Source organism: Salinilacihabitans rarus (assembly GCF_024296665.1).
In the GTDB taxonomy this organism is placed as follows: Archaea; Halobacteriota; Halobacteria; order Halobacteriales; family Natrialbaceae; genus Salinilacihabitans; species Salinilacihabitans rarus.
This window is the reverse complement of record NZ_CP100762.1, coordinates 2,993,628-3,019,258: the sequence shown is the minus strand read 5'-3', so window position 1 is coordinate 3,019,258 and position 25,631 is coordinate 2,993,628. Positions and strand designations below refer to the sequence as shown.

The 25,631-nt window shown below is 70.9% G+C and carries 21 protein-coding genes and 1 tRNA gene; 9 read left to right on the top strand and 13 right to left on the bottom strand.

Translation table 11 applies throughout. The features are described 5' to 3' along the window. Positions 1–94: 94 nt before the first annotated feature. A complete protein-coding gene (locus tag NKG98_RS15850) occupies positions 95–1,159 on the bottom strand; it encodes an anthranilate phosphoribosyltransferase (protein ID WP_254767065.1) in 1,065 nt (354 codons plus the stop codon). Between the two features lie 241 nt (positions 1,160–1,400). Here NKG98_RS15850 and ahbB point away from each other — a divergent pair, with 241 nt between their 5' ends. Further along, positions 1,401–2,489, top strand: a complete 1,089-nt coding sequence (ahbB, locus tag NKG98_RS15845) for a siroheme decarboxylase subunit beta (protein ID WP_254767064.1) — start codon at positions 1,401–1,403, stop codon at positions 2,487–2,489. Here the strand turns inward: ahbB and NKG98_RS15840 are convergent. The 3 genes from NKG98_RS15840 to NKG98_RS15830 all read right to left on the bottom strand — a co-directional run bounded on the left by NKG98_RS15840 (position 2,486) and on the right by NKG98_RS15830 (position 7,882). Then, on the bottom strand, positions 2,486–2,746 hold the full coding sequence (locus tag NKG98_RS15840) for a DUF8006 family protein (protein WP_254767063.1): 261 nt from the start codon (positions 2,744–2,746) through the stop codon (positions 2,486–2,488). The two genes, ahbB and NKG98_RS15840, sit on opposite strands and share 4 nt — an antisense overlap. 77 nt (positions 2,747–2,823) lie before the next feature. Then, a complete protein-coding gene (locus tag NKG98_RS15835) occupies positions 2,824–5,940 on the bottom strand; it encodes an FAD-binding and (Fe-S)-binding domain-containing protein (protein WP_254767062.1) in 3,117 nt (1,038 codons plus the stop codon). Between the two features lie 130 nt (positions 5,941–6,070). Beyond that, positions 6,071–7,882, bottom strand: coding sequence for an L-lactate permease (locus NKG98_RS15830; protein ID WP_254767060.1), 1,812 nt, complete (start codon positions 7,880–7,882; stop codon positions 6,071–6,073). 214 nt (positions 7,883–8,096) lie between these two features. On the opposite strand from NKG98_RS15830, the gene NKG98_RS15825 reads away from it, so the two are divergent. Together NKG98_RS15825 and NKG98_RS15820 are read left to right on the top strand one after the other, a co-directional pair. Beyond that, positions 8,097–8,603 (top strand): LUD domain-containing protein, encoded by a 507-nt coding sequence (locus NKG98_RS15825; RefSeq protein WP_254767058.1) that lies wholly within the window; start codon positions 8,097–8,099, stop codon positions 8,601–8,603. After that, on the top strand, positions 8,600–10,870 hold the full coding sequence (locus NKG98_RS15820) for an LUD domain-containing protein (protein WP_254767056.1): 2,271 nt from the start codon (positions 8,600–8,602) through the stop codon (positions 10,868–10,870). Before NKG98_RS15825 ends, NKG98_RS15820 begins: the two co-directional genes overlap by 4 nt. 237 nt (positions 10,871–11,107) lie before the next feature. On the opposite strand, the gene NKG98_RS15815 is transcribed toward NKG98_RS15820, so the two are convergent. Next, positions 11,108–11,827, bottom strand: coding sequence for a class I SAM-dependent methyltransferase (locus NKG98_RS15815; RefSeq protein ID WP_254767054.1), 720 nt, complete (start codon positions 11,825–11,827; stop codon positions 11,108–11,110). Positions 11,828–11,834: 7 nt separating this feature from the next. Continuing rightward, positions 11,835–12,044, bottom strand: coding sequence for a hypothetical protein (locus tag NKG98_RS15810; RefSeq protein WP_254767053.1), 210 nt, complete (start codon positions 12,042–12,044; stop codon positions 11,835–11,837). A gap of 168 nt (positions 12,045–12,212) precedes the next feature. Between NKG98_RS15810 and NKG98_RS15805 the strand changes: the two genes are divergently transcribed. Then, positions 12,213–13,631 carry a hypothetical protein gene (locus NKG98_RS15805; RefSeq protein WP_254767052.1) on the top strand — a complete coding sequence of 473 codons (1,419 nt, stop codon included), beginning with the start codon at positions 12,213–12,215 and terminating at the stop codon, positions 13,629–13,631. A gap of 58 nt (positions 13,632–13,689) precedes the next feature. Beyond that, positions 13,690–13,977, top strand: coding sequence for a DUF7553 family protein (locus NKG98_RS15800; protein WP_254767051.1), 288 nt, complete (start codon positions 13,690–13,692; stop codon positions 13,975–13,977). Between the two features lie 58 nt (positions 13,978–14,035). Here NKG98_RS15800 and NKG98_RS15795 read toward each other — a convergent pair whose 3' ends face one another. After that, positions 14,036–15,721, bottom strand: coding sequence for an NADH-quinone oxidoreductase subunit D (locus NKG98_RS15795; protein WP_254767049.1), 1,686 nt, complete (start codon positions 15,719–15,721; stop codon positions 14,036–14,038). Between the two features lie 177 nt (positions 15,722–15,898). On the opposite strand from NKG98_RS15795, the gene NKG98_RS15790 reads away from it, so the two are divergent. Then, positions 15,899–16,327, top strand: coding sequence for a DUF3006 family protein (locus tag NKG98_RS15790; RefSeq protein ID WP_254767047.1), 429 nt, complete (start codon positions 15,899–15,901; stop codon positions 16,325–16,327). Positions 16,328–16,361: 34 nt separating this feature from the next. On the opposite strand, the gene NKG98_RS15785 is transcribed toward NKG98_RS15790, so the two are convergent. Beyond that, positions 16,362–17,270 (bottom strand): AEC family transporter, encoded by a 909-nt coding sequence (locus tag NKG98_RS15785; RefSeq protein ID WP_254767045.1) that lies wholly within the window; start codon positions 17,268–17,270, stop codon positions 16,362–16,364. Positions 17,271–17,321: 51 nt separating this feature from the next. Further along, positions 17,322–17,504: a hypothetical protein gene (locus tag NKG98_RS15780; protein WP_254767043.1), complete on the bottom strand. Its 183-nt coding sequence runs from the start codon at positions 17,502–17,504 to the stop codon at positions 17,322–17,324. A gap of 215 nt (positions 17,505–17,719) precedes the next feature. On the opposite strand from NKG98_RS15780, the gene NKG98_RS15775 reads away from it, so the two are divergent. Next, complete coding sequence (locus NKG98_RS15775) at positions 17,720–19,372, top strand: thiamine pyrophosphate-binding protein (RefSeq protein WP_254767041.1); 1,653 nt, start codon at positions 17,720–17,722, stop codon at positions 19,370–19,372. A 31-nt stretch (positions 19,373–19,403) separates the two neighbouring features. On the opposite strand, the gene NKG98_RS15770 is transcribed toward NKG98_RS15775, so the two are convergent. The 4 genes from NKG98_RS15770 to NKG98_RS15755 form a co-directional block, all read right to left on the bottom strand. Next, positions 19,404–20,507, bottom strand: coding sequence for a 3-hydroxyacyl-CoA dehydrogenase (locus NKG98_RS15770; RefSeq protein WP_254767039.1), 1,104 nt, complete (start codon positions 20,505–20,507; stop codon positions 19,404–19,406). After that, positions 20,504–21,841 (bottom strand): APC family permease, encoded by a 1,338-nt coding sequence (locus NKG98_RS15765; protein ID WP_254767037.1) that lies wholly within the window; start codon positions 21,839–21,841, stop codon positions 20,504–20,506. Before NKG98_RS15765 ends, NKG98_RS15770 begins: the two co-directional genes overlap by 4 nt. Positions 21,842–22,035: 194 nt before the next feature. Then, positions 22,036–22,109, bottom strand: a tRNA-Ile gene (locus NKG98_RS15760). Positions 22,110–22,176: 67 nt separating this feature from the next. Beyond that, a complete protein-coding gene (locus NKG98_RS15755; RefSeq protein WP_254767035.1) occupies positions 22,177–22,770 on the bottom strand; it encodes an FxsA family protein in 594 nt (197 codons plus the stop codon). 186 nt (positions 22,771–22,956) lie between these two features. Here NKG98_RS15755 and NKG98_RS15750 point away from each other — a divergent pair, with 186 nt between their 5' ends. Continuing rightward, complete coding sequence (locus NKG98_RS15750; RefSeq protein ID WP_254767033.1) at positions 22,957–23,919, top strand: glycerophosphodiester phosphodiesterase; 963 nt, start codon at positions 22,957–22,959, stop codon at positions 23,917–23,919. A 69-nt stretch (positions 23,920–23,988) separates the two neighbouring features. After that, positions 23,989–25,629 (top strand): DUF255 domain-containing protein, encoded by a 1,641-nt coding sequence (locus tag NKG98_RS15745; protein ID WP_254767031.1) that lies wholly within the window; start codon positions 23,989–23,991, stop codon positions 25,627–25,629. The last annotated feature ends 2 nt before the right edge of the window (positions 25,630–25,631 follow it).

Genomic DNA, 25,631 nt, shown 5'->3' with positions numbered 1-25,631 from the left:
TGTTTTCGATACAGGCGTTTCCCCCGGTTGAATTCCGCGACCGCTCGTCGAACAGTGGTAAGGAGCCGGTCGCGTGGCGGCGCCTCCGGGGCGCTCAGAACGCCCGCAGTTCGTCGAGTACCGCCTCGGCGCTGCCGTCGGCGATCACGTCGCGGGCGCGTTCGAGGCCCGTCTCCAGATCGTCGACGTCGCCGCGGGCGTAGATCCGGAACGCGGCGTTGAGCGCGACCGCGTCGGCGAACCGATCCTCGCGCTCGCCCGCGAGCACCGCCTCGGTGATGCGGGCGGAGTCGCCGGCCACGTCGTCGACCGCGAGGTCCTCGCTCTCGAAGTCCATGCCGAACTCGGCGGTCTCGATCTCGTAGTCGTCGAAGCCGTCCTCGCTCCAGTCGGCGACCTTCGTGTAGCCGGGGCGGATGTCGTCGTAGCCCTCCATCCCCTGGAACATGATGACCCGCGAGTAATCGAGGGCCTCGCTCTCGGCGACGAGGTCGGTCATCTTCTTCGCGAACGCGAGGTGGTAGAACGAGCCGAGGTGGACGTCGGCGTTCGCGGGGTTGGCGACGGTCTCGATCGTGTTGACGAACGTCCGGACGCCCATCCGGTCGCGGCGGTCGTAGAGGTCCCGAATGCCGGGGTTGAACGCCGGCTGGTAGTAGAAGCCGAAGCCGGTCTCGTCGACCATCGCGGCGGATTCCTCGGGGTCGAGTTCCGTCCGCACGCCGAGTTCGTCCAGCACGTGCTTGTAGGCGTCCTGTTTCTGGGTGGGGACGCGGTCGCCGCTGTGGACGACGACGGGCGTGCCGGCGGCCGCGGCGACGGCGCCCGCGGCGACGCCGAGCAGGGCCGACCGGCCCTTCCCGTCGTAGTTCGCCCCGCAGTCGACGGGGTCGCAGTCGGGTTCGGCGGCCACGACCGACTCCTCGCGCATGACGTCGACGTACGCCCCCAGCTCTTCGGGGGTGTTGCGCTTCCAGCGGTTCGCCAGCCAGAACGCCCCGAGCGTCGTCGGGTCGGGTTCGTCCGCGAGGATGCGCTGGAAGGCCTCGCGGGCCTGCTCGCGGGTCATGTCCTCGGCCGACTTGTGGCCGGAGCCGACGACCTCGGTCATGAGACGCTTCAGCGGCCACTCCCCGAACTCCTGGGTAGCCTGAGCCATGTGCGGCCGTTCGTGCGGCGCGGCCTAAATCCCGTCGTTTTCGGGGCCGTCTCGACCGCAGTTTTTAGTCGCCACGCTCGTCTTCGTCCACTACCCCCGTCCGGAAACTCGACCGGATCGAGCGCGACGACGGTCTCGGCGCGTGGTCGGTCTGCTGGGGCGTGTTGCTGTTGCTCTACGGCGCGGACGCGGTGTGACCGGAGACGAAACCCCTACGTTCGGCACGTCCCTAGCGCCGCCAATGAGCACGGGGTCGGGCGACTGGCGCGAAACCGTAGACGACGTGGACGCGGCGATCGTGGACGGCTACCAGAGCGGGTTCCCGGTCGAGGAGCGCCCGTTCCGGGCCGTCGGGGAGGACCTCGGGATCGACGAGACGGAGGCCATAGAGCGCGTCCGCCGGCTGTACGACGACGGGATCTTCCGGCGGTTCGGCGCGGTTCTCAATCCGCCGGTGATCGGCTCGTCGACGCTCGCGGCGGTCCAGGCGCCCGAGGAGCGGTTCGACGAGATCGCCGAGGTGATCAACGGCTACCGGCAGGTGAACCACAACTACGCCCGCGACCACGAGTGGAACATGTGGTTCGTGGTGACCGCGGGCTCCCGGGAGACCCGCGACCGCATCCTCGACGAGATCGAGGAGCGAACGGGCCGCGAGGTGCTCGTCCTGCCGATGCTCACCGACTACTACATCGACCTCGAGTTCCCCGTCGTCAACGCCGACCGGTTCGCACGCGAGAGCGCGGACCGGGGGGGCGCTGACCCGGCGACCGGCGACGCCGTAAGCGCCGGCGAGGGGACCGACGCCTCGGCGACCCGGATCAGCGAGGACGCCGCGGGCGACCTCTCGGCGCTGGAGGCGGACCTCCTGCTCGAGATCCAGGACGGCTTCCCGCCGTCGGCGACGCCCTACCGCGACGTGGCCGACGCGCTCGGCGCCGACGTCGACGACGTGCTCGCGGCCATCGACCGCCTGCGAGGGAACGGCTGCATCAAGCGGATCGGCTGCGTCGTCAACCACGTCGTCACGGGCTTCGACGCCAACTGCATGGTCGTCTGGGACGTCCCCGACGGGGAACGCGACGCCCGCGGCGAGGCCGCCGGGGAGTTGCCGTACGTCACCCTCTGTTACCACCGTCCGCGCCGGCCGGAGCAGGGCTGGCCGTACAACCTCTTCACGATGATCCACGGCCGCGACCCGGCGGCCGTCGACGCGAAGATCGACGAACTCGCGGCCGACTACCTCCCGTTCGACCACGAGCGCCTCTACTCGACGGAGACGCTGAAACAGACCGGCGCGCGCTACGACGACCTGCTCGGCGGCGACTAGCGCCCGCCCACGTACAGCATCGGCCCGACGACCAGCAGCGCGACGCCCGCGAGCCGGAAGAGGTACGTCTCGCCGGCCGCCTCGACCGGCGTCAGCAGGAAGATCGCGCCGAAGGTGATGATAGTGAGCCCGAGCACGCGCAGCGACCCCACCGGGATCGTCGCCAGGATCGCCAGCACGAACGCGACGAGCAGGACGTGCCCCACGTGGAAGTCGAGAAGCAGTTGGTCGATCAGCTGCAGCGGGACCTCGAGCATTGCGATACCGTTCTCCACCCCGGCGGTCCTTTAGTAATGCCGCCTTTCACACGCCGCCGCGGGCGCGCGTCGCCGGCTCACTCGAGCGCCGCCGCCACCAGTTCGATCGGCGTCGGCGGCTCCTCGCCGCCCGGCCGGGTCGACAGCTGGGTCCGGCAGGAGGCGCCGGGGGCGACGACCCGCTCGCCGTCGCCCTCCTCGACCTGCTCGAACAGCACCGACGCGATGGCGTCGCTCATCGAGGCGTGTTCGGCCTCGTAGCCGAAGCTGCCGGCCATCCCGCAACAGCCGGAGTCCAGCGGGTCGACTTCGTAGCCCGCGCGCCGGAGCACGCCGACGGCGTGGTGGTCCTTCGCCGTCGCCTTCTGGTGGCAGTGGCCGTGGTAGGTCAGTCGCTCGCCGGTCTCGTCGAACGCGAGGCGCTCGTCGAGCCGGAAGACGTCGACGTACTCGCAGACGCCGTCGGTCCGCTCGGCGAGCGGCCGGGCCTCCTCGCCGAGGAGGTCGAGGTAGTCCGACTGGAACATCACCGCGTCGGACGGCTCGATCACGACGACGTCCCACCCGTCCTCGACGTACGGCGCGAGGGCGTCGACGTTCTCCCGGGCCGTCTCGCGCGCCCGGTCGAGGAAGCCCTTCGAGAACGCGGGCCGACCCGTGTCGCCGGGGGCATCCGGGACGGCGACGTGGACCCCCGCGGCTTCGAGGACGCGAACCGCCGCCTTCCCGGCCGCGGGGTTGCTGTAGTTCGTGAACGTGTCCGGGTAGACGACGGCCCGGCGCTCGGCGTCGGCCTCGGGGACGCGAGCGCCGCCGCGCTTCTCGAACCAGTCGCGGAACGTCGTCGCGTGGAACGTCGGCAGCGGCCGGTCCGCGTCGATGCCGACCGTCGATTCGAGCAGGCGTCGCACACCGGGTAGCTTCGGCGCGACGTTCGACAGCGGCGCGAGCGCGCTGCCCAGCCGCGAGAGGTCGTGGACGCGCGCGAACAGCCTGTCGCGCAGGGTCGCGCCGTTGCGCCGGTGGTGCTCGTGGGTCACCTCGGCTTTCAGCTTGGCCATGTCGACCTCGCTCGGGCAGTCGATCGCACAGCCCTTGCAGCCGACGCACAGCCCCATCACCTCCTCGACGAACTCGTCGGTGAACGCCTCGCCCGGTTCGAGTTCGCCGTTCATCGCCTCCCGGAGCGCGTTCGCCCGGCCGCGGGTGCTGGTGATCTCCTCGCGGCTGGCGCGGAAGGTGGGACACATCACCCCGCCCGTGGTCGACTGCTCGCCGCGACAGCCCCCACAGCCGTGACAGAGTTCGACCATCCCCCGGAAGCCGTCGTCGTTCTCCCACCGCAAGACCGGCTCGAACTCCGCCTCGAACGCGTAGTCGGGGCCGAACCGGTGGTTCTCGGTCATGTCCGTCGGGTCGTCCTCGCGGAAGACGACCTGACCGGGATTCAGGAGCCAGTCGGGGTCGAACGCCGTCTTCAGCTCCTGAAACGTCTCCCAGAGTTCCTCGCCGTACAGCTTCCGGTTCCACTGCGTGCGCGCTCGGCCGTCGCCGTGCTCGCCGGAGACCGAGCCGCCGTACTCGACGACGAGGTCCGTCACCGCGTCGGTGATCGAGGCCATCGTCTCGACGCCCTCCCCGGTCTTCGTGTTCACGAGCGGCCGGATGTGGAGCACGCCGGGGCCGGCGTGGGCGTAGAAACTCGCGTAGGTGTCGTGGTCCTCCAGTACCGCCTGGAAGTCGGCGACGTACTCCGGGAGGTGCTCGGGCGGGACGGCCGTGTCCTCGACGAACGCGACGTGCTTCTCGTCGGTCGTCCGCGAGAGCAGGATCGGCAGCCCGGACTTGCGAAGCTTCCAGATCTTCGCCCGGTTCTCCTCGTCGTAGGCTTCGAGGGCGTCGAACGCGAGCACGTCGGCGTCGAGGCTCGTCCGCTCGTCGGTCGGGTCGGCCTCGCCCTCGGGGTCGACGGCCGGGCAGCGGTCGGCGAGTAAGTTCGCCACCTTCCGCCTGCCGTCGGCCGGATCGTCGGCGTAGAACTCGACGATCAGGACGGCGCCGGTGCCGTCGGGCAGCATCTCGGTCACCCCGGCGAACTCGGCGGTCCCGCGGGCGAGGTCGATCAGCACGTCGTCGAGGACCTCGACGGCGGCGGGGTCGTGTTCGACGATGGGCGCGACGTCGCGCATCGCGTCGAGCACCGAGTCGTACGCGAGCAGCGCCATACTCTTGGTCTCCGGGACGGGTTCGAGGGAAACCGTCGCCTCGGTGACGATCGCGAGCGTCCCCTCGCTGCCACAGAGCAGTTTCGCGAGGTTGATCGTTCCGCCGTCGGCGTCGGGTTCGCCGACGCCCCGCTCGGCGCCGCGGGCGTCCTCGCTCACGGCTTCGCCGTTCGCGCGCTCCGAGGTGCCGCGTGCCTCGCTGACGAGCCAGTCCAGATTGTACCCCGAGACGTTCCGTTTGAGGTCGGGGTAGGTCTCCTCGATCAGGTCGCCATCCTCGTCGAGGATCCGCGCGACCTCCGCGTAGATCCGCGATTCGAGGTCGTCGCCGGCCGCGAGGTCGGGGAGGTCCTCTATGGCGACCTCGCCGAAGGTCGTCACGGTGCCGTCGGCGAGGACGACCTCGCACTCCTCGACGTAGGCGTCGGTCTTGCCGTACTGCAGCGAGTGGGCGCCGGTCGAGTTGTTGCCGATGGCGCCCCCGAGGGCGCTCTTGTCACCCCACGCGGGGTCGGGCGCGAACTTGAGGTCGTGGGGGGAAAGCGCCTCGTTCAGCGTCCCGAGGTAGACGCCCGCCTGCGCGGTCGCCCGGCGGGCGTCGGAGTCGACCTCGACGACGGCGTCCATGTACCGGGTGAAGTCGAGGACGACGGCCTCGTTGACCGTCTGGCCGGCGAGGCTCGTCCCGCCGCCCCGCGGGAGGACGGGGATCTCGCGCTCGGCGCAGTACTCGACGACGGCGGCGACGTCCGCCGTCGACGTCGGGAAGACGACGCCGATGGGCGTCACCTCGTAGATGCTGGCGTCGGTCGCGTAGAGCCGCCGGGAGTAGGAGTCGGCGCGGACGTCGCCGTCGACGAGGCGTTCGATGTCGTCGACGAGCGCGGGTCGGTCGACGTCGTCGCTGCGGTAGTCGTAGTCGGCGCGGGGATCGGCCGCGGGGGTCGGTTCGGTCGGGTCGGTAGCCATGTGGATCACGTGTCCTTCGGTCGGCGGTCGGCGGTCGGCGGTCGTCGAATATCGATTGCGCCCGCGGCGACAAGAATGGGACGGCAGATCGCGGCCGCGGTCCGCGCCGCCGTCCGCCGCGGTCAGGCGGTCAGAACGCGCCCGGCACGAGCGCGTAGACGAACAGCAGGACCCAGAAGCCGACGAACGCGGCGTAGTAGGCCAGCGGGATGAGGTTCAACCGGATGACCCGGCCCTCCTGACCGACGAGGCCGACGGTCGCCAGCGCGGCGACGACGTTGTGGATCGCCACGAGGTTGCCCATGGCGCCGCCGACGGCCTGCGCGCCGACGATGAGCTGCGTCGACAGGCCGAGTTCCCGGGCCGCGGTGAACTGGAAGCCGCTGAACGTGATGTTCGAGACGGTGTTCGAACCGGTCATCGCGGCCCCGAGCGCGCCGATCAGCGCGGCGATCGTCGGGTACGCGGCACCGGTCGCGTCGGCGGTCGCGACCGCGAGGAGTTCGATCATGCTCTCCTCGATCGCCGCCCCCGGGTAGGAGCCGGCGTTGATCATCACCTGCACCATCGCGATGACGAACACCAGCGCGATAAACGGCGAGACGATCTTCTCGCCGGCTTCGTACCACGCGTCCCGCACCTGTCGGCGGCTCATCCCGAACAGCGGGATGGCGACGAGCGCGCTCAGTATCAGCCAGAAGCCGGGCACGTTGAGCCACCCGATGCCCGCTTCGAGGTTCTCGTACCCGAGGATGCCGTTCCAGGCGAGGACGACGCCGACGACGAACTCGCCGACGCCGGTCTCGATCGGCACGATCACGCCCTCGGTGAGGAACTCGCTGATCGTATCGGAGACGCGGGTGACGACGAGCAAGAGGACGAGGAACACGTACGGCGACCACGCCCGGAGCAGCGACATCTCGCCCGCGGCCGAGACCGACGTCGACGGCGTGCCGCCGTCAGCGGCCGGCGCGTCGCCGCCAGCGCCGCCGACGCCGGGCGCGTCGATCTCGCTGGGGCTGCCCGGTTCGATCGTGCCGAGCCAGTGGGCGGGCCACTCCTCCCGGGGCGGGAACTCCCACTCGTCGTCGGGGACGAAGTAGCCCGCGCGCAGCGCGGCCACCGTGACCGCGCCGCCGACCATCGAGCCGATCAGGCTGGGGAACTCCGGCGTGACGAACCACGCCGACGCCCAGTACGGGACCGCGAACGCGACCCCGGCGAACAGGCAAAGCGGCGCCACCTCCAGGGCGGGCTCGATCGAGCGCTCCTCCCCGAAGAAGTAGACGACCATGCCGACGGCGAACAGCGGCATCGCGAAGCCGACGAGCGTGTGATAGGTCGCGGCCCAGGCGGCGACCTCGGCCGCGTACTCCGCTACGGTCATCCCGCCGTCGGCGACGATGGCGTCCTCGTAGGCGCGCAGCGGCGTCTCGATGCCGACGATGATCGGCGTCCCGACGGCGCCGTAGGTGACGGCGATGATGTGGCCGATCAGCGCCGCGATCACCGCCGCAAGCGCCGGGAAGCCAAGCGCCAGCAACAGCGGCGCGACGACCGCGGCGGGCGTGCCAAAGCCCGCCGCCCCCTCGATGAACGTCGCGAGGAAGAACGCCAGCAACACGACCTGTACCCGCCGATCGTCGGAGACGGCGGCGAAACCCCGGTTGATCCGGTCGAACGCGCCCGCCTGCATCAGCGTGTACAGCAGCACGAGCGCGCCGAAGACGATCCAGAGGATCTCCAAGGCGGTGATGGCGCCGACGAGCGAGGCGCCGACGAGGTAATCCACCGAGTTCCCCCACACCGCATAGCCCACGACCAGCGCGGCGATCCAGGCGAGCGGCATCGCGCGCGTCGCCGGCCACAGGAGGCCGACGAGCAACGCCCCGACGACCAGGAGCGGGAACGCCGCCGCGACGAGTTCGAGCGGGCTAGCCATCGGCGCTCACCTCGTCGACGCGGCGCGCGAACGCGGACGGTGATCTGCGATGCCGAACGTCGGATGTCGTGTGTGTGCGAGCCAGACTCATGAGAGTCGGTGGCACATTCTACGGAGGAACATAATATTCTTTTGTACGTTTCGACTCGAAACGATCGCGCGAGCGCGCCGGACCGGCGAAACGATCATTGTGATAGGTGATAACGCGATACCAATGGAGACCGACGTCACGGAGACCTTCGAAGCGTCCCTGCGTCGACTCGACGTGGCGGTCGAGCGGACGGACGCCGCCGGCGCGGAGGCCGTCCTCGCCGACCGCGTCGAGGCCCCCGTCGTCGGCGTTCCCCTCCCGTTCGACGGCGTCTCGCTCCCCGAGGGCGTCGAGACGGCGCCGACGCCGGCGCAACTGGAGGCGGCGACGACCGCGATCACGGCCGTCGACTTCGCGGTCGCCGACTACGGCTCGGTCGCGATCCGGGCCTCGCCGGCCGGCGAGGAGCCGACCAGCCTCTACGCCGACGTCCACGTGGCGGTCGTCGCCGCGAGCGACGTCCTCCCGGACATGGGGGCGGCGTTCGACCGCCTCGGCGAGGCCGTCCGGGACGGGGACGCGGATACGGTGCTCGCGACCGGCCCGAGCGCGACGGCGGACATGGGCGCGCTCGTGACGGGTGCCCACGGACCGAAGGCGGTTCGCGCGGTGGTGATCGAGGACCGATGAGCGCCGACGTCGACGCCGACACCGACACCGACACCGACACCGACACCGACTCCCGCGAGGCGAAGGCCGCCCGCATCCGCCACCTGCTGGCGACCGAGGGCGACGCCGTCGAGCGTAACACCCTGACGTTCAACCGGGGGCGATACGACGCGGTGGCCGACCTCGAGGAGTACGAGGCGCTCAAGACGCGCGCCCGGGAGATCAAAGAGCACGCCATCGCGACCCTCCCGGAGTTGATCGAGTCGACGAGGGAGGCCGTCGAGGACAACGGCGGGGCGGTCTACCTCGCGGACGACGCCGCGGACGCCAACCGCTACGTCCGGGAGGTCGTCGCCGACGCGGGCGCCGAGACGGTCGTGAAGTCGAAGTCGATGACGACCGAGGAACTCGACGTCAACGAGGCGCTCGACGCCGACGGCGTCGACGTCTGGGAGACCGACCTCGGCGAGTTCGTCCTGCAGGTCGCCGACGAGGCCCCCTCGCACATCGTCGCCCCCGCCATCCACAAGTCCCGCGAGGGGATCGCAGAGCTGTTTCACGAGCGGTTCGACCCCGACGAGGACCTCGAAACCGCCGCGGACCTGACGCGGTTCGCCCGGGCGTTCCTCGGCGAGCGCATCCGCGAGGCGGACGTCGGGATGACCGGCGCGAACTTCGTCACCGCCGACTCGGGGTCGATCGCGCTCGTCACGAGCGAGGGCAACGCCCGCAAGACGGTGACGGCGACCGACGTCCACGTCGCCGTCGCCGGCGTCGAGAAGATCGTGCCGGCCGTCGAGGACCTCCGGCCGTTCGTCGAACTGATCGGCAAGTCGGGGACGGGTCAGGACATCACGTCGTACGTCTCGGTGCTGACGCCGCCGGTCGACTCGCCGTCGCTCGACCGCGGCGACGACGACCCCCTCTCGCCGGAGACCGCCGACGAACGCGAGTTCCACCTCGTGCTGGTCGACAACGGCCGCACGGCCATGCGCGAGGACGAACACCTGAAGGAGACGCTGTACTGCATCCGGTGTTCGGCCTGTGCGAACTCGTGTGCGAACTTCCAGTCGGTCGGCGGCCACGCCTTCGGCGGCGAGACCTACTCGGGCGGGATCGCCACCGGCTGGGAGGCCGGCGTCCACGGCTACGACGCCGCGGCCGAGTTCAACGACCTCTGTACGGGCTGTACGCGCTGCGTGAACCAGTGTCCCGTGAAGATCGACATCCCGTGGATCAACGCGGTCGTCCGCGACCGGCTGAACCGGGGCGACGACCCCGGGCGGTTCGCGTTCGTCTACGACGAACTGGTCCCCGACGAGGAGCCCGCGGGTCTCGACCTGCAAAAGCGGCTGTTCGGCAACTACGAGACCCTCGCCAAACTGGCGAGCGCCACGGCCCCGCTCTCGAACCGGCTGGCCGGCTGGGGACCGGCCCGCGCGCTCCTCGAACGCGTCGCCGGGATCGACGCCCGCCGGCGGCTACCCGAGTTCAGGCGGGAGACGCTGCGGGACTGGTACGCCGACCGCGGCTCCCGGGTCTCCGACGCCGACCGCGAGGTCGTCCTCTACCCCGACGTCTACACGAACTACGTCGCCGTCGAGCGCGGGCAGGCCGCCGTCCGCGTCCTCGAAGCCCTCGGCGTCCGCGTCCGGATGCCGGCGGTCCCCGAGAGCGGCCGCGCGCCGCTCTCGCAGGGGATGATCGCGACTGCCGACGCGAAAGCGGACGAGGTGTACGCCGCGCTCGCCGACCACCTCGACGCGGGCCGGGACGTGGTCGTGATCGAACCCTCCGACCTCGCGATGTTCCGGCGCGACTACGAGCGGTTCCTCCCCGACCCCGCGTTCGAGCGCCTCGCCGACGCCAGCTACGAACTGTTCGAGTACGTCTACGGCCTGCTGGAAGCGGACGCGGACCCCGACGGCCTGCGTGCCGGCGACGAGGCCGTCGCCTACCACGCCCACTGTCAGGCGCGGACGCTCGGCCTCGATGCCTACACGACGGCCGTCCTCGAACGGCTGGGCTACGACGTGGTCGAGAGCGACGTCGAGTGCTGCGGGATGGCCGGGAGCTTCGGCTACAAGGCGGAGTACTACGACCTGAGTCTGGACGTCGGCGACCGTCTCCGGGCGCAGTTCACGAGCGACGGGACCCGCGACCGGCGGGTCGTCGCCAGCGGCGCCTCCTGTGGCGACCAGCTCGACGACCTGCTGGCACGCGAGCCGGCGCACCCGGCGACGGTGATCGACCCCGCCCGCCCGGCCGGACGCGCCGACCGGCGGTGATCGCGGGCGAGGTGGACGGAGGGTTCGGCAGGGGTGACGGAACGGGGTCCGTGGCAGCCCCCGTCCGCCGGCACACGGGGTCTCCTCGGGAGGGAGGGAGGGAATCGAAAATCGGCCCCGTCGTTTTCCCACGTGCGCCCCCGGGGCCGCCGTCCGTCTCCGGACGGTACGCTACCGTAGCGCACGTGCGGACAGGAAGGCTGCGCCTAACCAGTTGGGTATCGGGACGCCCCGCCGTCACCCCCGGAAGACCAGCAGGCGCTCGGGCGGCCGGGCCGACGGCATCGACTCGCCCCACGTCGGCTCGGCGGGCCGCTGGCGGACGTCGACGAGGTCGAGGCCGGCGAACAGCCGGTCGTACGCGCCGACCGACCGCGGGTGGAGGTGGCCGTCGCCCGGCGGCCCGGTTCGCTCACAGCAGACGAGCGTCCCGCCGGGGGAGAGCACCCGCTCGATCTCGGCCGCCGCCGCGCGAATCGCCGTATCGTCGACGTGCTGGAGGACCGTCCACGTGACGACCAGCCCGGCCGCGTCCGCCGGCGCCGGCAGCGCGTCCGCCCGCCCCGGGGCGAACGCGAGGCCGGGGTACAGCGTCGCCGCCCGGTCGAGCGCCCCCTCGTCGGGGTCGACGCCGAGGAACTCGTCGGACCACGCCGCGATCCACGGCGAGAGCCGCCCGTAGCCGCAGCCGACTTCGAGCGAGCGCGCCGGCCGCTCGTCGAGGTGGGCCGCAAGCGCCGCCCACAGCCCGGAGGCCTCGTAGTAGAGGTTCGCGGCGAACTCGGGCCGGTCGCGCGGACTCGCGGCGTAGCCGCCGGGTTCGAAGCGGACGACCCCGCCGCGCTTGCGCCACGTCGGCCCCCACCGCGAGGAGGGGACCAGAAGTCCGAAGACGTACCGCGGGATCTTCAGCGGGCGTCGGAGACCGCGTCTGAGCAGGCCCAGCGGGTCGCGCATTCGACGGTTACGAGTCCGCGTCGTCCTCGTCCTCGCCTTCCCGCGGCGGCTCGGCGTCGGTCTCGTCCTGCCGGTCCCACTCGTCCTCGTCTTCGTCCTCGTCGTCCGACTCCGCGTCCGTCTCGTCCCGTCCGGTCTCGCCGGAGCCGTCGGCGACCGGCACGCCGTCGGCCAGCCGCCGATCCAGTGCGTCTCCTCCCGTTGTCTCGGATCCCATGGTATCACGTCCACGAACCGCGTTCCGTGGCGGCCGACGTACGCCGCGGGCACGGTTGAAGCTTGGCCCGTCACCTGAGCCGGCGGGTATTAACCGTCCGGCCGTGGTAGGCGACGGCTCCGTGCGACCGACAGCGCCACCGACATCGACCGCCGGTCCGTCGAACCGATGAGGCTCTCGCGGCTGCTCGCCGCCGACCGGTCGACCCCCCACGGCCTCGCCAACTTCGACTCGACGACCGTCTTCGTCCGCGCGACCGCCAGCTACCTCCGCGGCGAGGAGTTCCCCGCGCTCGGGCTGGTCCACCCGAAGCTGACGGCGGCGACGCCCCTTCTCAACCGCCTCCCCCGCCGGGTGCGGACCTCGGCGTACACGTGGGGCGGAGCGAACGAGGGGACGCCGCCGGGACGGCTGGGGGACGTCGACGTCGAGGCCTTCCGCCGCTGGGTCACCGAGCGGTACCCCGCCAGAGGGTACCCGGCGGTGCTGATCGGGTCGAGCAACGGCGCCGCGGTGTTCCTCGCCGCCCTGCTCGGGATTCCGTGGCTCCCCCAGACGTTCCTCGTTCCCGTCAGGCGGTCGCTACACCCCGACGCGATCCGCGAGGACGCCGCGTGGGGCGCCCGACACGCCGGGCCGTTCCTCGCGGCCAACCCCGACGTCGCCCTCCACCAGATGCACGACCCGAACCAGGACCGGCTGATGGTCCGGCGGCTCGCGTACTTCCGGACGAAGAGCCGTCGCCTCGGCGAGGCCTACGAGGAGTTCCTCGGGACCGTCCTCGAACCGGGCGGGACGGTCGTCACCGTCGAGTGCGGCTACGAGTGGCCGGCGGTCGACCTCGGCGACCGCCACACCTACCAGGTCGGCGGCCTCGGCGGCCTCGCCCCGCGGGAGTACTACGACGGCAGCGAGCGGATCGCTCGATTCCTCGCCGCTCGGGGCGCCGACCGGCGGACGTGGGATACCCCCGACCCCGACGGGACGGTCCCGGAGGCCGAGTGGGGCTTCGACCCCGCGCTCCGCGAGGACGTCGAGCGCCTCGCCGACGAGCGCGGCTACGAGGTTCGCCGGCTCTCGTTCGACGACCCCCGGGAACTGAGCGCGTTCGTCGCCGACTGCTACCGGCGCCGGTACGCGGAGCGGGGGCGGCCGTCGGGGCGGCTGCTCGTCCAGTCGTTCGCGCTCGTCGAGCCGTGGTGGACGCTGCGAACCGGCTCCGTGCCGTACTGGGCGGCGTTCAACACCCGGCCCGACGTGCGGCGCCTCGAATCGTACCTCGACGGGACGCGGCCGTACGACGACGTCCGGGCGACGCTGTTCTCCCACGGCGTCGAGTCGGCGGGCTTCGCCCCCGCCTCGCGGTGGCGGGCGGCGCTCGACCGCGCGCGGGAGCGAAGCGGCTTCGTCGGCGTCGACCCGGCGGCCTACCCCTACGACGTCGAGACGCTCGTGCGCTACCACGCGGACCTCCCCGACGAGATACGCGCGCGGCGGGCCCACCCGCCGCCGCTGTCGTTCGAGCGGTTCGACGCGCTCGCCGCCGACCTCGCGGCCGCGGGCCCCGTCGAGTGGCGCGACGGCTGAGGCCGCGCCCGGCGCTCGCCGCCCGGTCGCTTTCCGTCCGGCGGCCGTGAGCGGAGCTATGGGCGAAGCCGACTCCCTCGAACGGGCGCGCGAGGAACTCCGGCGGGCGAGCGACGCGGCCGACCGGCCGGTCCAGACGCAGGTCGACTCGCTGCAGGAGGGGCTGGCCGAGGAACTCGACGGCGCGCGGACCCAGGACGACCCGGGGCCGAAGGTCGACCGCGTGTCCGAGGTGGCCGAGAAACTGGCGGGGCTGGAGGACGAGGCGGAAGGCGACGCCGCCGAGCGGATCGAGGAGGCCCGGGAGTACTGTCTGGCCTACCTCAGGGAGCGAACCGAGGGGTGAGCGGGCGTCGCGGGCCGGCAGCACGGACGCGAGCGCGAGGAGAGCCGCAGCGTCGCCGTCAGCGGTCGACGCTCCCGAGGACGATGTCGAGGCTGCCGAGCGAGGCGATCAGGTCCGGGACGTACTCGCCCTCGGCCATCTCCGGCAGCGCCGCGAGGTTGTGGAAACACGGGCTGCGGATCTTGAACCGCGCGGGCTTGTTCGAGCCGTCCGAGCGGACGTAGATGCCGAGTTCGCCCGTTCCGATCTCGACGGCGCGGTAGGTCTCGGTGTCCGCCTCCGGCTTCAGGGTGCGGGGGACGTTGCTCTGGACGGTCCGCTCGTCCGCCGGCCAATCTTCGAGCAGGTCCAGACACTGCTCGACGATCTTGGCGCTCTCCTCGACTTCGCCCAGACGGACGAGCACGCGCGAGTAGTTGTCGCAGCCGTCCTCGGTGACGACGTTCCAGTCGAGTTCCGGGTAGTAGCCGTAGGGGTCGTCCCGGCGGAGGTCGTAGTCGATCCCCGAACCGCGGGCGACGGGGCCCGTACAGCCGTACTGCTTGGCGGTTTCGGGGTCGAGGTGGCCCGTGTCGACGCAGCGTAGCTGGAAGATTTCGTTGCCCGTCAGCAGCGCGTGGTACTCGTCCATCTTCCGTGGCAGGCCGTCGAGGAAGTCGCGCGTCTTCTCGATGAACTCCTCGCGGGGCTCCGGCAGGTCCCAGGCGACCCCGCCAAGCCGGAAGAAGTAGAACATCATCCGCTGGCCGGTGAGGTCTTCGAGGATGTTCTGGACCTCCTCGCGGTCGCGGAATGCGTACTGGAAGATGGCGGTGAAGTCGCCGTAGACGTCCAGCGCGAACGTCCCCAGCGCGAGGAAGTGTCCCAGCATCCGCCCGAGTTCCGTCGACATCGTCCGCAGCACCTGCGCGTACTCGGGCACCTCGATGTCGGCGAGGTCCTCGATGGCGCGGGCGACGGCCCACTCGTTGGGCAGGTTCGACGTGTAGTGCCAGCGGTTCGAGTACGGGATGATCTGGTAGCGGTAGGTGCCCTGCTGGCACATCTGCTCCTCACAGCGGTGGAGGTAGCCGATGTCCGGGTCGACGTCGGCGACCGTCTCGCCGTCAAGCGACGTCTTCAGGTGCAAGACGCCGTGGGTCGCCGGGTGGTGTGGCCCGATGTTGAGGAACATCGTGTCCGACTCGGCGTCGCGGTGGTCGGGTTCCAGCGGGTTCGCGTGCTCGGCGAACCGGACGACCTGTGGCCTGTCCTGATCGTACGACAGCGAGAGGGGGTGGCCCTGCCACGTCTCCGGCAGGAGGATCCGCCGGGGGTCGGGGTGGCCCTCGTAGGCGATGCCCACGAGGTCGAAGTTCTCGCGTTCGGCCCAGTCGGCCGACCTGAACACCGGTTCGGCCGTCTGGCAGACCGGGTCGTCCGTCGGCAGCGGGACGACGAGGCTCACCTCGTGGGTCCGCTGGTCGTACTTCGTCAGGTGGTAGATCGATTCGTAGCGGTCCTCGTACTCCTGGGCCGTGATACACGAGAGGTGGTCGAAGCCGGCCTCGTCGCGCAGCGTCGTCAGCGCCGCCTGCACCTCGTCGGCGCGGATCACGAACGCCGGGGCGTTCTCGTGGTCGTCCCGGCCGATCGCGTAGGGGTCGAGCAACTCCTCCAGTCGCTCCTCGTCGACCCCCTCCGCCCGCAGGTGGTCGAACTCCGGGTCGATGCGGTCGCGCTCGCGCTGTGGTGTCTCGCTCATCGGATCGGTCTCCTGAGTCGCGCGGGAGCCCCGGCGCGCTCCGTGGAACGTATTCCTGACACGGGGTTGAGTATTTTGGTGAGCGAGGCAAAGACTCCGCTCGAACCGACTGTCACGGCTCGTCACGTCCGTCGGCCCGTCCGCGAGTTTATGTAGGAATCCGCGGCCAGACGGCCCATGTCGCGCACAGCCAGCACGCGTCGAACCGCACTGCGAACGCTCGCCTCGCTTCTCGCCGCCGCGCTGGCGCTCCCGGCCGCGGCCGGCGTACGGGCCGAAGCCGCCACACCGCCCTGCGAACGGCTCGAACGGGGCGCCGAACCGACCCTCGGCGCCGGCCGCGCGAACCGCCCTCGCACGTCCGTCGCGGTCGTCGACCGGGTCGTCGACGGCGAACACGTCGTCCTGCTGCTCGAGGCGGACGGCGAGGTGGTCGATCAGCTGGTCGTCCCCCGCGAGGACCTGCCGGACGTCGAGGACGGCGACGTCCTGCTCGTCACCGTCGAGGACGGCGACCTCGTCGACGCGGCGCCGTTAGACCGCGAGACGGCGCGACGACGCCGGTGGCGTCGTCGCCGGTTGGAGTGTCTCCGCGAGCGGCCGTAGCCGCGTCACACCGGCCGACGAACGAGTCGCCCCCTCAGGCCACCAGGAGGATCAGCACGAACAGCGTCCCGACGGACGCGACCGTCGTGGCGAAGACGTTGAGCGATGCGAACGCCGCGTCGCCGCCGAGTTCGCTCGCGAACACGAACGTCGAGACGGCCGTCGGCGTCCCGAGCATCACGACGCCGGCGGTGAACGTCGCGGCGTCGACGGCGAGCAGCGAGAAGACGAGCCACGCCAGCGCCGGCATGCACCCGACCTTGAGCGCGATCACGGAACCCGTCGCCCCGACGTCCAGCGAGGGCGCGTCGAGTTCGAGCGACGCGCCGACACAGAGCAACGCGAGCGGGAGGGCGGCCGAGCCGAGCGCGTCGAGGCCGGCCGCGGCGGGCCCCGGAACGACGAGCGCCGTCGACCCGACCGCGAGGCCGGCGACCAGCGCCGCCAGCACCGGATTCCGGACCAGCCGTCCCAGTTCGTGGCCGAGCGTCGCGTCGCCGTCGGTGATCCGCACGAGCACGAGGATCGTCAGCGGGACCTGCGCCAGCGAGAAGACGCCGAGGATCACGCTCGCGATCGCGGTGACGTCGGCGTCGAACGTCGCCGCGACGAGCGGCAGGCCGAGGTAGCCGAGGTTCGAGTGGTACGACTGGACGATGGCGACGCTCCGGCGCGCGCTCGACGGGCGGTTCCGGTGGACGAGCCACGCCAGCGCCGCCGTCGCGAACAGCACCGCGAGGAGCCCCGCCAGCAACTCCGCCGAGAGGAGGTCGCCGATCGCCCGGTCGTACGTGGAGACGAAGACGAGCGCCGGCAGCGCGACGTAGTAGGCGACGGCGTTCAGCCGCGCCGTCCGGGACTCGTCGAGGAGGCCGACGAGTCGCAGGCCGGTCCCCGCCACCAGCAGGACGAGCAGCGCCGCCAACCGGCCGAGGAGTTCCATATCAGGGTTCGAGTGGAGCGCGCCCTTGTATCGTGCGGTCGTCGGCGTCGCTCACGCGACTCTTCGACAGCGTCCGGTCCAGAACTCCAGCCCGGGTTCCGACCGGAGGCGGTCGACGAACGGTTCCGGGGGGACGGCCACCTCGGGCGGTCGGACGCCGGCGCCGCCGTCGAGTCGACCGTCGAGCAGGAGTTCCGTGCCGACCGACGCGGCCGTACTCGTCGCGTCTTGCATTTCCGTCCGATCACGCCACCGGCACCCAGAACCAGAACGCGTTCTGTCATCGATTCTCACGGAGGTCGTCGTCGATTCGACGGATAAATCCTCCGGCGGGTATCGTATCCGCCCGCCGGATCGCCGTCTGTAACGCGTCACGTCAGTTTTCGGGCACATCTTTTTGTGCGATTGACTCGCATGGGGGATCGAGACGCGGTTCGAGTTGAGCCACGATGACAGACACGACAGACCAGATCGTCGGAGTATTCGAAACGAGCGGCATCGATACGGTGTTCGGGTTCCCGTGCGAGCAGATGGATCCCTACTACTCGAGCCTCGCGGCGTCGTCGATTCGACACGTCCTGGCCCGGAGCGAGGCGAGCGCGACGCTGATGGCGGACGGCTACGCGCGCGCCGGTCGGCGTGTCGGCGTCGTCGACGGCGTCGGCGGCCCCGGCGCCGCGTACATGGGTGCGGGGCTGTGCGAGGCCGACGGCGCATCGAGTCCGGTCCTGGCGATCACGGGGGACAACGAGCGCGGAATCCGCAGCCGCGAGGTCATCCAGGACGCCGACAACGAGGCCATCCTCGAACCGCACGCGAGCGTCACGTACGACGTCGAATCGGGGAGCCGCGCGGTCGAGGCGGTCGAGACCGCACTCCGGCGGATGACGACCGGCGTACCGAAGCCAGCCCACGTCAACGTCCCCGGCGACGTCCTCGAAGCGTCGTCCGACTACTCGCCGTCCGAGGCCCTCGACGCGACCTATCCGGCCGAACGGCCGGCACCGGGCGAGACCGAACTGACCTCGACCGTCGAGTTACTCCAGCAGGCCGACGCGCCGGTCGTCCTCGCCGGGGAGGGAGTCGTCCGGGCCGGCGCGAGCGACGCGCTCGCCGCGTTCGCCGGGCGGACGAACACGCCGGTCGTCACGTCGATCAACGGGAAAGGCGCCGTCGCGGAGACCGAACCGTACGCGCTCGGCGTCGCCGGCCGGTGGGGGTTCTGCGAGGTCGCGAACGACGCACTCGAGAGCGCGGACCTCGTGATCGGCCTCGGGACGCGCTTTGGCGACCTCACGACGGTGGGGTGGTCGCTCGTTCCGGACGAGGCGTCCGTCGTCCACGTCGACCTCGACCCGGCGTGGCTGGGCCGAAACGTCGAGCCCGACGTCGGAATCCTCGCGGACGTTCGCGAGACCCTCCACGGCCTGCTCGAACGCGTCGACGCCGACGACTACGAGTCGCGGGCCGACCGCATCGAACGGCTCGCGACCGACCGCGCCGAGTGGCGCGAGTTCCACGAGGACGAACTCGCGAGCGACGACGAACCGGTGCTCCCCCAGCGCGTCGTCGCCGAGTTGAATCGCCTCGTCCCCGGCGACGGCGTGCTGGTCAGTGCGACGAGCTTCTCCGGGTTCTTCACCGGGGCGTTCTACGAGGTCGAGGAGCCCGGACTCGGGTACGTTCAGGCACGCGGCAGCGACGGCATCAACGCCGCGCTGCCGCAAGCGCTCGGCGTTCAGGTCGCCCGTCCCGACAGCCCCGTCGTCGCGCTCTCGGGCGACGGCGGCATCGGCTATCACGTCGCGGACCTCGAGACCGCGGTCCGGGAATCGCTCCCGGTGACCGTCGTCGTGATGAACAACGACGGGCTCGGCTCCTCGAAGGCGAGCCAGATCGCCACGGACAACTTCCAGCTCTCGACGGAGTTCCACGAGGGCGTCGACTACGCGCAGGTCGCTCGCGGATTCGGCTGTCGTGGAGCGAAAGTCGAAACGCCGGCGGCGCTGGTCGACGAACTGGAACGGGCGATCGGGAGCGACGAGCCGACGCTGCTCGACGTCCAGGTCGATCCGTACGCCATGCCCCCGATACTCGTGTGAGGGGGCGACACCGCCGGTATCCGGTCCGCGGTCAGAAGACGGGCTCGTAGACGGGCGCGTCCGTCTCTCGACGCCGGCGTTCGAGCGTCTCGCGGAGCGACTCGCGGCCGAACATCGCCTCGACGTCGAACGGCCCGACGTCGCCGCCGGAGCCGCGTTTCAGGATCTCGTCGATCGTCTCCGGGTCCCCGACGCCGTCGTCGACCAGACGGTGGGCCTCGTTGACCAGCGCCGCCAGGATCGGCGTGACGTCGTGCGGTTCCGCCGGCTCCGGGATCACACACGTCTCGCCGTCCCACTCGAAAAATCCCGCGCCGGTTTTCTTCCCGAGACGGCCGTCGGCGACCCTCGCTTCCATCCGGGTGCGCCACTCCGGTGGCGGTGCGTACCGGTCGCCGTACGTCTCGGCCAGGTTGTCGACGGTAGCGAGGTGAACGTCGAGACCGATGAGATCGATCAACTCCAGCGGTCCGCGGTCGAACCCGACGTTTCGGGCCCCGACGTCGACCGCGGCCGGCGCCGCTTCGAGGAGTTCCCACGTCGCGGCGCACTTGATGCTCGCCGACAGACGAGACAGCCCGTTTGCCCTGTACTCCCGTCGGAGCCGGATCGGCCGGCGGTCGATCGCCCGCGCGACGTCGTGGGCCGTCTCCAGTGCGCGATCGGTCGCGTCGTCGCCGGCGACCTCGACGAGGTCGCGGCGCATCGCCGGGTTCGCGAAGTGAAAGAGGACGACCCGCTCGGGACGCTCCATGCCAGCGGCGACGTCGCCGGGGGTCAGCGACGACGTGTTCGTTCCGAGGACGGCGTCGTCGTCGATCACGCCCTCCAGCGAACCGGCGAGGTCGCGTTTGAGTTCGAGGTCCTCGGGGACCGCTTCGACGACGAAGTCGGCGTCCGAGAGCGCTTCGAGGTCCGTCCCGTAGGCGATGCGGTCGGCCGGCGTCCCGGAGACGTCGAGTCCGCCCGCCCGTAACTCGTCCGCGAGAGCGGATTCGTGAACCGCCCGCGCTCGATCCAGCGCGTCCGGATCGACGTCGACGAGCGCCACGTCGTATCCGGCGTTCGCCAACAGCCCGGCGATGTCACGCCCCATGAGCCCGGCGCCGACCACGCCCGTAGTCTCGACGGTCATCGTCTCGGATGCTCCGTGGGCGAGGTGCCCTCCGCGTCGTAATAATTCGTTCGGACGACGTAAACGCCGAATCCGGCGACGAGCAGCGAGAGCCAGACGAGAAACAGCCGCGTCGACTGCGTCGCCAGCAACGCGATGAGAAGCAGGTTCGACGGGACCGCGAGCCCGGCCATCCAGCGGACGTACCGGGTCGGGACGGGGAACGTGGACGGGTCGAACTCCGGCGGCGGATCGCGGACGACGGCGACGACCGCGAGCATCACCGCGGTGACCACCAGCGCGCCGCCGAACGCGAGCATCGTTCCGAGGGCTTCGAACGGGAGCGGGGCGAGCATGACGAGGGCGCCGAGCAGGTAGGTCGCGAGCAGGGTCCAGTGGGCGGTCCCGAACCGATCGTTCGTGACGCCGAACACGGCGGGAAAGATGCCGTCCTCGACGAGCGCGCGTGCGTACCGCGGGATCAGGATGAACGCGGCGTTGAGACTCGTCGCGACGGCAAAGAGCGCCCCGCCGACGACGAACAGCGTCTGAAACGCGGGCGAGAGGACCAGTTCGGCCGGCACGAAGAGCGTCTCGTTCGCCATCGTCTCGACGCCGACCGCACCGATGGCGACGGCCGCGACGAGTACGTAGAGTACGAACACGAGCGGCACGCTGACGAGAAACGACCGGGGGATCGTGACGGTGGCGTCCCGTACCTCGCCGCCGACGTCGATGACGAAATTCGCGCCCAGACACGCGAAGTAGAGGACGCCCGCGCCGGCGACGATGCCCACGGGATCGCCAAACAGCGGCGTCAGGTTCGCGCCGTCGACCGCGGGCAGGCCGAACGCGATAAAGGATCCGAGCGCGGCCACGAGCGCGACGAACATGAGCGTCTGGACGCGGGCGGCGAGCCGGATGCCGAAGAGGTTCAGCACGAAAAACAGGGTCAACACCGCGAGACCGAGTACCGCCGGCGGGAGCGAGACCAGCGACGTCAGATACTCGCCGGCCGTCAACGCGTACAGCGGCAGGCCGCCGGTGAACATGCTGACGCCCAGGCCCCACGCCGCCAGAAACGCGAGCGGCGGCGACACGAACCGCGCGGGATACCGGTAGTGACCGCAGGTCGTGGGAACCGTCGCCCCCAGCAGCGCGGTCGGAACGAGCCCGAGCGCCGCGATGGCGATCGCGATGGCGAAGGAAACGAGCACCCCGGCACCGGCGATCGAGACGCCGACGCCGACGAGAGCGAACAGCGCACCGCCGACGATGAGACCGACTTCGATCGCGACGGCGTCGAGGAGTCCGATGGGATCCGTCCCGTCTCGTGGTGCGCTACCATCGGCCATGGAACTGCTGTCCCGCTGACCAGTAATAAAGATACACCCGACTCGGATCGGAGGCCCCGTGCAATCGGCCGGACCGTTCGACCGCGCCCGCCGGACTCGGCCGCGGTGTTGGACCTGCCCGGCGTTTTCGGGCGTCTACGGACCGTTCGAGACCGAGCAGGATGCCACTCGCAAAATCGTCCGTCGCAGAAGTATGGGCCAACTCGGATTTGAACCGAGAGCCTCCACCTTATCAGAGTGGCGCTCAACCTAATTGAGCTATTGGCCCGCTTCGCATCACCACGTTGCCCGGTGGGAGGTTTAAACGTTTCTTTCTCGGGGACCCGTGAGAACCGCTAGCGAGCGCGGCGGTCGTCCTCGTCCCCGGACGACTCGTCGCCGAAGTCGATCGTGTACGAGTCGTCGTCCTCCTCGACGGTGTAGGCGTCCTCCGAGAGGTCGTAGGTGCCGCCCGTTCCCGTCGAACGTGACCCGCCGGTCGTCCCGCCCGGCGACCCCTCGCCCTGCGGGAAGCCGAACGTCCAGACGTTCCCGGAGGCGAAGCCGTCGGCCTTCTTGTCCACGTACGGGACGACGACGAACCGCTTGATCCCCGCCCGGATCGGAATGCGGGTGACCGGGAACACCAGCAGGAAGCCGATGAGGTCGGTCACCAGCCCCGGCGTGAGCAGGAACGCGCCCGCGGCGATCAGCAACGCGCCGTCGAGCAGTTCGTTCGTCGGCGGCTCGCCGCGGGAGAGCGACCGCTGGATCTTCCGGATCGTCCGGCGGCCCTCCGCGCGGACGAGCAACATCCCCACGAGGCCCGTCAGGACGACCAGCAACACCATCGCGACCCAGCTAACCGCCGCGAACTGGCTGACGAGGACCGCCAGCAACACCGCGTCGAGAAGCGGGATGAGCAACAGCGCGAAGAGCCACCGGAGCATACCCGCAGGTAGCTTCCGAAAGGTGAAAACGCTTTACTCTCGTTTCGGCCCGGGATTCGGCCGGACTCCCGACGGTTCCCGCGACGGCGCCGCGGCCGAACGAACCTGCGAGTCGCCTTCGGTAGTAATCAATTCCTGTATCTCACGGAAACGTATACGTCGCGGGTCGTGGGCCACGCGGACGTCATGCGAGACGCGAGCATGCTCAACCGACGGCGGTTCGTAGCTGGAACGGGCGCGGCGGTCGCCGGAAGCGCCGCGGCGTCGGCGGTCGGCGCGGTCGGATCGGACGGCGAGCGCGCCGCCGACGCCGCGGGCGAGGGTCGCGAGGGCCGCGACGACCGGGCGACGGTCATCGCACACCGCGGCTACGCGGACACCTATCCCGAGAACACCGTCGCGGCGTTCGAACTCTCGACGCGGGGCGGGTCGAACGACGGCGCCGCCCGGCGGGGAGCGGACTGGGTCGAACTCGACGTCTTCCCCACCGGTGACGGCGATATCGCCGTCTTCCACGACGCACACCTCGGGAGCCTGACCGACGTCGACGGCGTGATCTACGAGACGCCGTCCGAGACGGTCTTCTCGGCGGAAGTGATGGAGAGCGGCCAGACGGTCCCCACGCTCGCGGAGGCGATGGAGGCCGTACCGTCGTCGGTCGGCGTCAACGTCGACATCAAGGCCGGGTCGCCGGACGTGGAGTTCGGCCGCGTTGACGACCCCGAGGCCGAGCGCGAGGAGTGGGCGTGGCTCGAGACGGTGCTCGACGTCGCCACTCGCTACGAGAACGACCTCCTGTTCTCGACGTTCTGGGAGGGCGCGCTCGCGACCGTCCGGGACCTCGCGCCGGCCCTGCCCGCGGCGTACCTCCTGTGGGATTCGATCGAGGAGGGCCTCGCGGTCACCGACGAGTACGACACCGAGGCGATCAACCCGCCGATGGAGATGATCCACGGCACGCCGTTCTTCGACGACGAGTCCTACGAGGCGGTCGACGTCGTCGCCGAGGCCCACGACCGCGACCTGCCGGTGAACGTCTGGACGGTCGACACCTGGTACGAGGTCGAGCAACTCGTCGACGCCGGCGTCGACGGGCTGTTCGTCGACTACGCCGGCGTCGTCCGCTGGGGCGCGCTCCGCGGGGGCTGACGGCCCGTGCCGACGCCGGTCCCGCCCGCGAACGAAGGTCTTACCCCGCGGACGTGCCTCGAACCGAGCATGGAAGACGTCACGCGGGTCGAGTGGCGCGAGTGGGGCGAGGACGCCTTCGCGGCGGCCGCCGAGGCCGACGTCCCCGTGTTGCTCTCGCTCACCGCGAGCTGGTGCGAGGGCTGCCACGAGATGGATCGGGAGACCTACGCCGTCCCGACCATCGCGGCGAACGTCAACGACGGCTTCGTCCCCGTCCGGGTCGACGTCGACCGCCGCCCGCGCGTCCGCGACCGGTACAACATGGGCGGGTTCCCGTCGACGGTCTTTCTCGCCCCCGACGGCTCGCTGCTGACCGGCGCGGGCTACCTCGGCCCCGACGGCCTCCGGCAGGTACTCGACAGCGTCCGGACGATGTGGGAGACGAAAGGCGCCGACGCCGGACGGATCCCCCGGCCCCTGCAGGACGACGACCCCCCGTCCGGTGAGCTCACGCCCGACGTCGAACGGGCGATGCTCGGCCAGTTGACCGAGCGCTACGACGAGGTCGCCGGCGGCTGGGACGAGGCGCCGAAGTTCCCGCTGCCGGACGCACTGGAGTTCGCGCTCAAGCGCGACCGCGAGATGGCGCTGCGGTCGTTCGACGCCGTCGCCGCCAACCTCCTCGACGAGTACGAGGGCGGCTTCTACCGCTTCGCGACCGAGCGCGACTGGGCCGGCCTCCAGCACGAGAAGCTGCTCGACTCGAACGCCGCGCTCGTCCGCGCGTTCGCGAACGCCTACCTCTACACGGGCCGCGAGGAGTACCGCGGGCCCGCCGAGCGGACCATCGAGTACCTGACGACGACGCTGTGGCGGGCCGACCGCGGCGCGGGCGCGTTCGCCGCGAGTCAGGCCCCCGGCGACCCGGAGGACTACACCCTCGACGCGAGCGACCGCGAGGCCGCGGCCGACCCGCCGGTCGACGGCACCGTCTTCGCGGGCGCGAACGCCCTCGCGGTCGAGGCGCTGTGTACCTACCACGCCTACACCGACGACGAGCGCGCCCGCCGGTACGCCGAGCGGGCGCTCCGGACGCTGCGCGAGGACCTGCTCGACGACGGCGTCGTCGTCCACTACCGCGAGGACGGCGACGAGGGCGAGCGGTGCCTGCTCGCGAACCAGGCGCGCGTGCTGGGCGCGTTGCTCTCGGCCCGGAGCGTCCTCGGGGCGGAGACGACCGCGGAGGCGGTCGCGGTCGCCGACGCGACGATCGACCGCCTGCGCGACGGCGACTCGTTCGTCGACGCGGCCGCGACCGGCGCGGGGCTGCTCTCGCGGCCGCTCCGGCCGCTGGACGACAACGTGGCGCTTGCGGACGCGCTGCTCGACCTCTCGGTCCACGCCGGCGAGACGCGTTACCGCGAGGTCGCCCGCGAGACCCTCGAAGACTTCGCGGGCGCGAGCGACCGCTTCGGCGTGCAGGTCGCCCGCTACGCCTCGGTCGCGGCGCGCCTCCTGGAGGAACCGCTGGTCGTCCGGGTCGGGACCGACGCGGGCGCGGACCTCCACCGGGCCGCGCTGCGCGTCGCCGACCACGAGAAAGTGGTCGTCCCCGAAGCCGACGGGGTCTCGGCGGGGACCGTCGTGGTCGAACGCGGCGACCGGACGGCAGACCCCGCCGAGACCCCCGCGGCGGTGGGCGAGCGGGTCCGATCGCTGCTCGAGTGAGG

What these genes read in the sequence shown, in the direction of transcription:
- NKG98_RS15800 (WP_254767051.1), top strand. Translation starts at nt 13,690, where the DNA reads ATGGGCGAAGCCGACTCCCTCGAACGGGCGCGCGAGGAACTCCGGCGG.
- NKG98_RS15850 (WP_254767065.1), bottom strand. Translation starts at nt 1,159, where the DNA reads ATGGCTCAGGCTACCCAGGAGTTCGGGGAGTGGCCGCTGAAGCGTCTC.
- NKG98_RS15755 (WP_254767035.1), bottom strand. Translation starts at nt 22,770, where the DNA reads ATGCTCCGGTGGCTCTTCGCGCTGTTGCTCATCCCGCTTCTCGACGCG.
- NKG98_RS15765 (WP_254767037.1), bottom strand. Translation starts at nt 21,841, where the DNA reads ATGGCCGATGGTAGCGCACCACGAGACGGGACGGATCCCATCGGACTC.
- NKG98_RS15795 (WP_254767049.1), bottom strand. Translation starts at nt 15,721, where the DNA reads ATGAGCGAGACACCACAGCGCGAGCGCGACCGCATCGACCCGGAGTTC.
- NKG98_RS15840 (WP_254767063.1), bottom strand. Translation starts at nt 2,746, where the DNA reads ATGCTCGAGGTCCCGCTGCAGCTGATCGACCAACTGCTTCTCGACTTC.
- NKG98_RS15830 (WP_254767060.1), bottom strand. Translation starts at nt 7,882, where the DNA reads ATGGCTAGCCCGCTCGAACTCGTCGCGGCGGCGTTCCCGCTCCTGGTC.
- NKG98_RS15805 (WP_254767052.1), top strand. Translation starts at nt 12,213, where the DNA reads ATGAGGCTCTCGCGGCTGCTCGCCGCCGACCGGTCGACCCCCCACGGC.
- NKG98_RS15835 (WP_254767062.1), bottom strand. Translation starts at nt 5,940, where the DNA reads ATGGCTACCGACCCGACCGAACCGACCCCCGCGGCCGATCCCCGCGCC.
- NKG98_RS15820 (WP_254767056.1), top strand. Translation starts at nt 8,600, where the DNA reads ATGAGCGCCGACGTCGACGCCGACACCGACACCGACACCGACACCGAC.
- NKG98_RS15815 (WP_254767054.1), bottom strand. Translation starts at nt 11,827, where the DNA reads ATGCGCGACCCGCTGGGCCTGCTCAGACGCGGTCTCCGACGCCCGCTG.
- NKG98_RS15745 (WP_254767031.1), top strand. Translation starts at nt 23,989, where the DNA reads ATGGAAGACGTCACGCGGGTCGAGTGGCGCGAGTGGGGCGAGGACGCC.
- NKG98_RS15810 (WP_254767053.1), bottom strand. Translation starts at nt 12,044, where the DNA reads ATGGGATCCGAGACAACGGGAGGAGACGCACTGGATCGGCGGCTGGCC.
- NKG98_RS15770 (WP_254767039.1), bottom strand. Translation starts at nt 20,507, where the DNA reads ATGACCGTCGAGACTACGGGCGTGGTCGGCGCCGGGCTCATGGGGCGT.
- NKG98_RS15790 (WP_254767047.1), top strand. Translation starts at nt 15,899, where the DNA reads ATGTCGCGCACAGCCAGCACGCGTCGAACCGCACTGCGAACGCTCGCC.
- NKG98_RS15825 (WP_254767058.1), top strand. Translation starts at nt 8,097, where the DNA reads ATGGAGACCGACGTCACGGAGACCTTCGAAGCGTCCCTGCGTCGACTC.
- NKG98_RS15780 (WP_254767043.1), bottom strand. Translation starts at nt 17,504, where the DNA reads ATGCAAGACGCGACGAGTACGGCCGCGTCGGTCGGCACGGAACTCCTG.
- NKG98_RS15775 (WP_254767041.1), top strand. Translation starts at nt 17,720, where the DNA reads ATGACAGACACGACAGACCAGATCGTCGGAGTATTCGAAACGAGCGGC.
- NKG98_RS15750 (WP_254767033.1), top strand. Translation starts at nt 22,957, where the DNA reads ATGCGAGACGCGAGCATGCTCAACCGACGGCGGTTCGTAGCTGGAACG.
- NKG98_RS15785 (WP_254767045.1), bottom strand. Translation starts at nt 17,270, where the DNA reads ATGGAACTCCTCGGCCGGTTGGCGGCGCTGCTCGTCCTGCTGGTGGCG.
- ahbB (WP_254767064.1), top strand. Translation starts at nt 1,401, where the DNA reads ATGAGCACGGGGTCGGGCGACTGGCGCGAAACCGTAGACGACGTGGAC.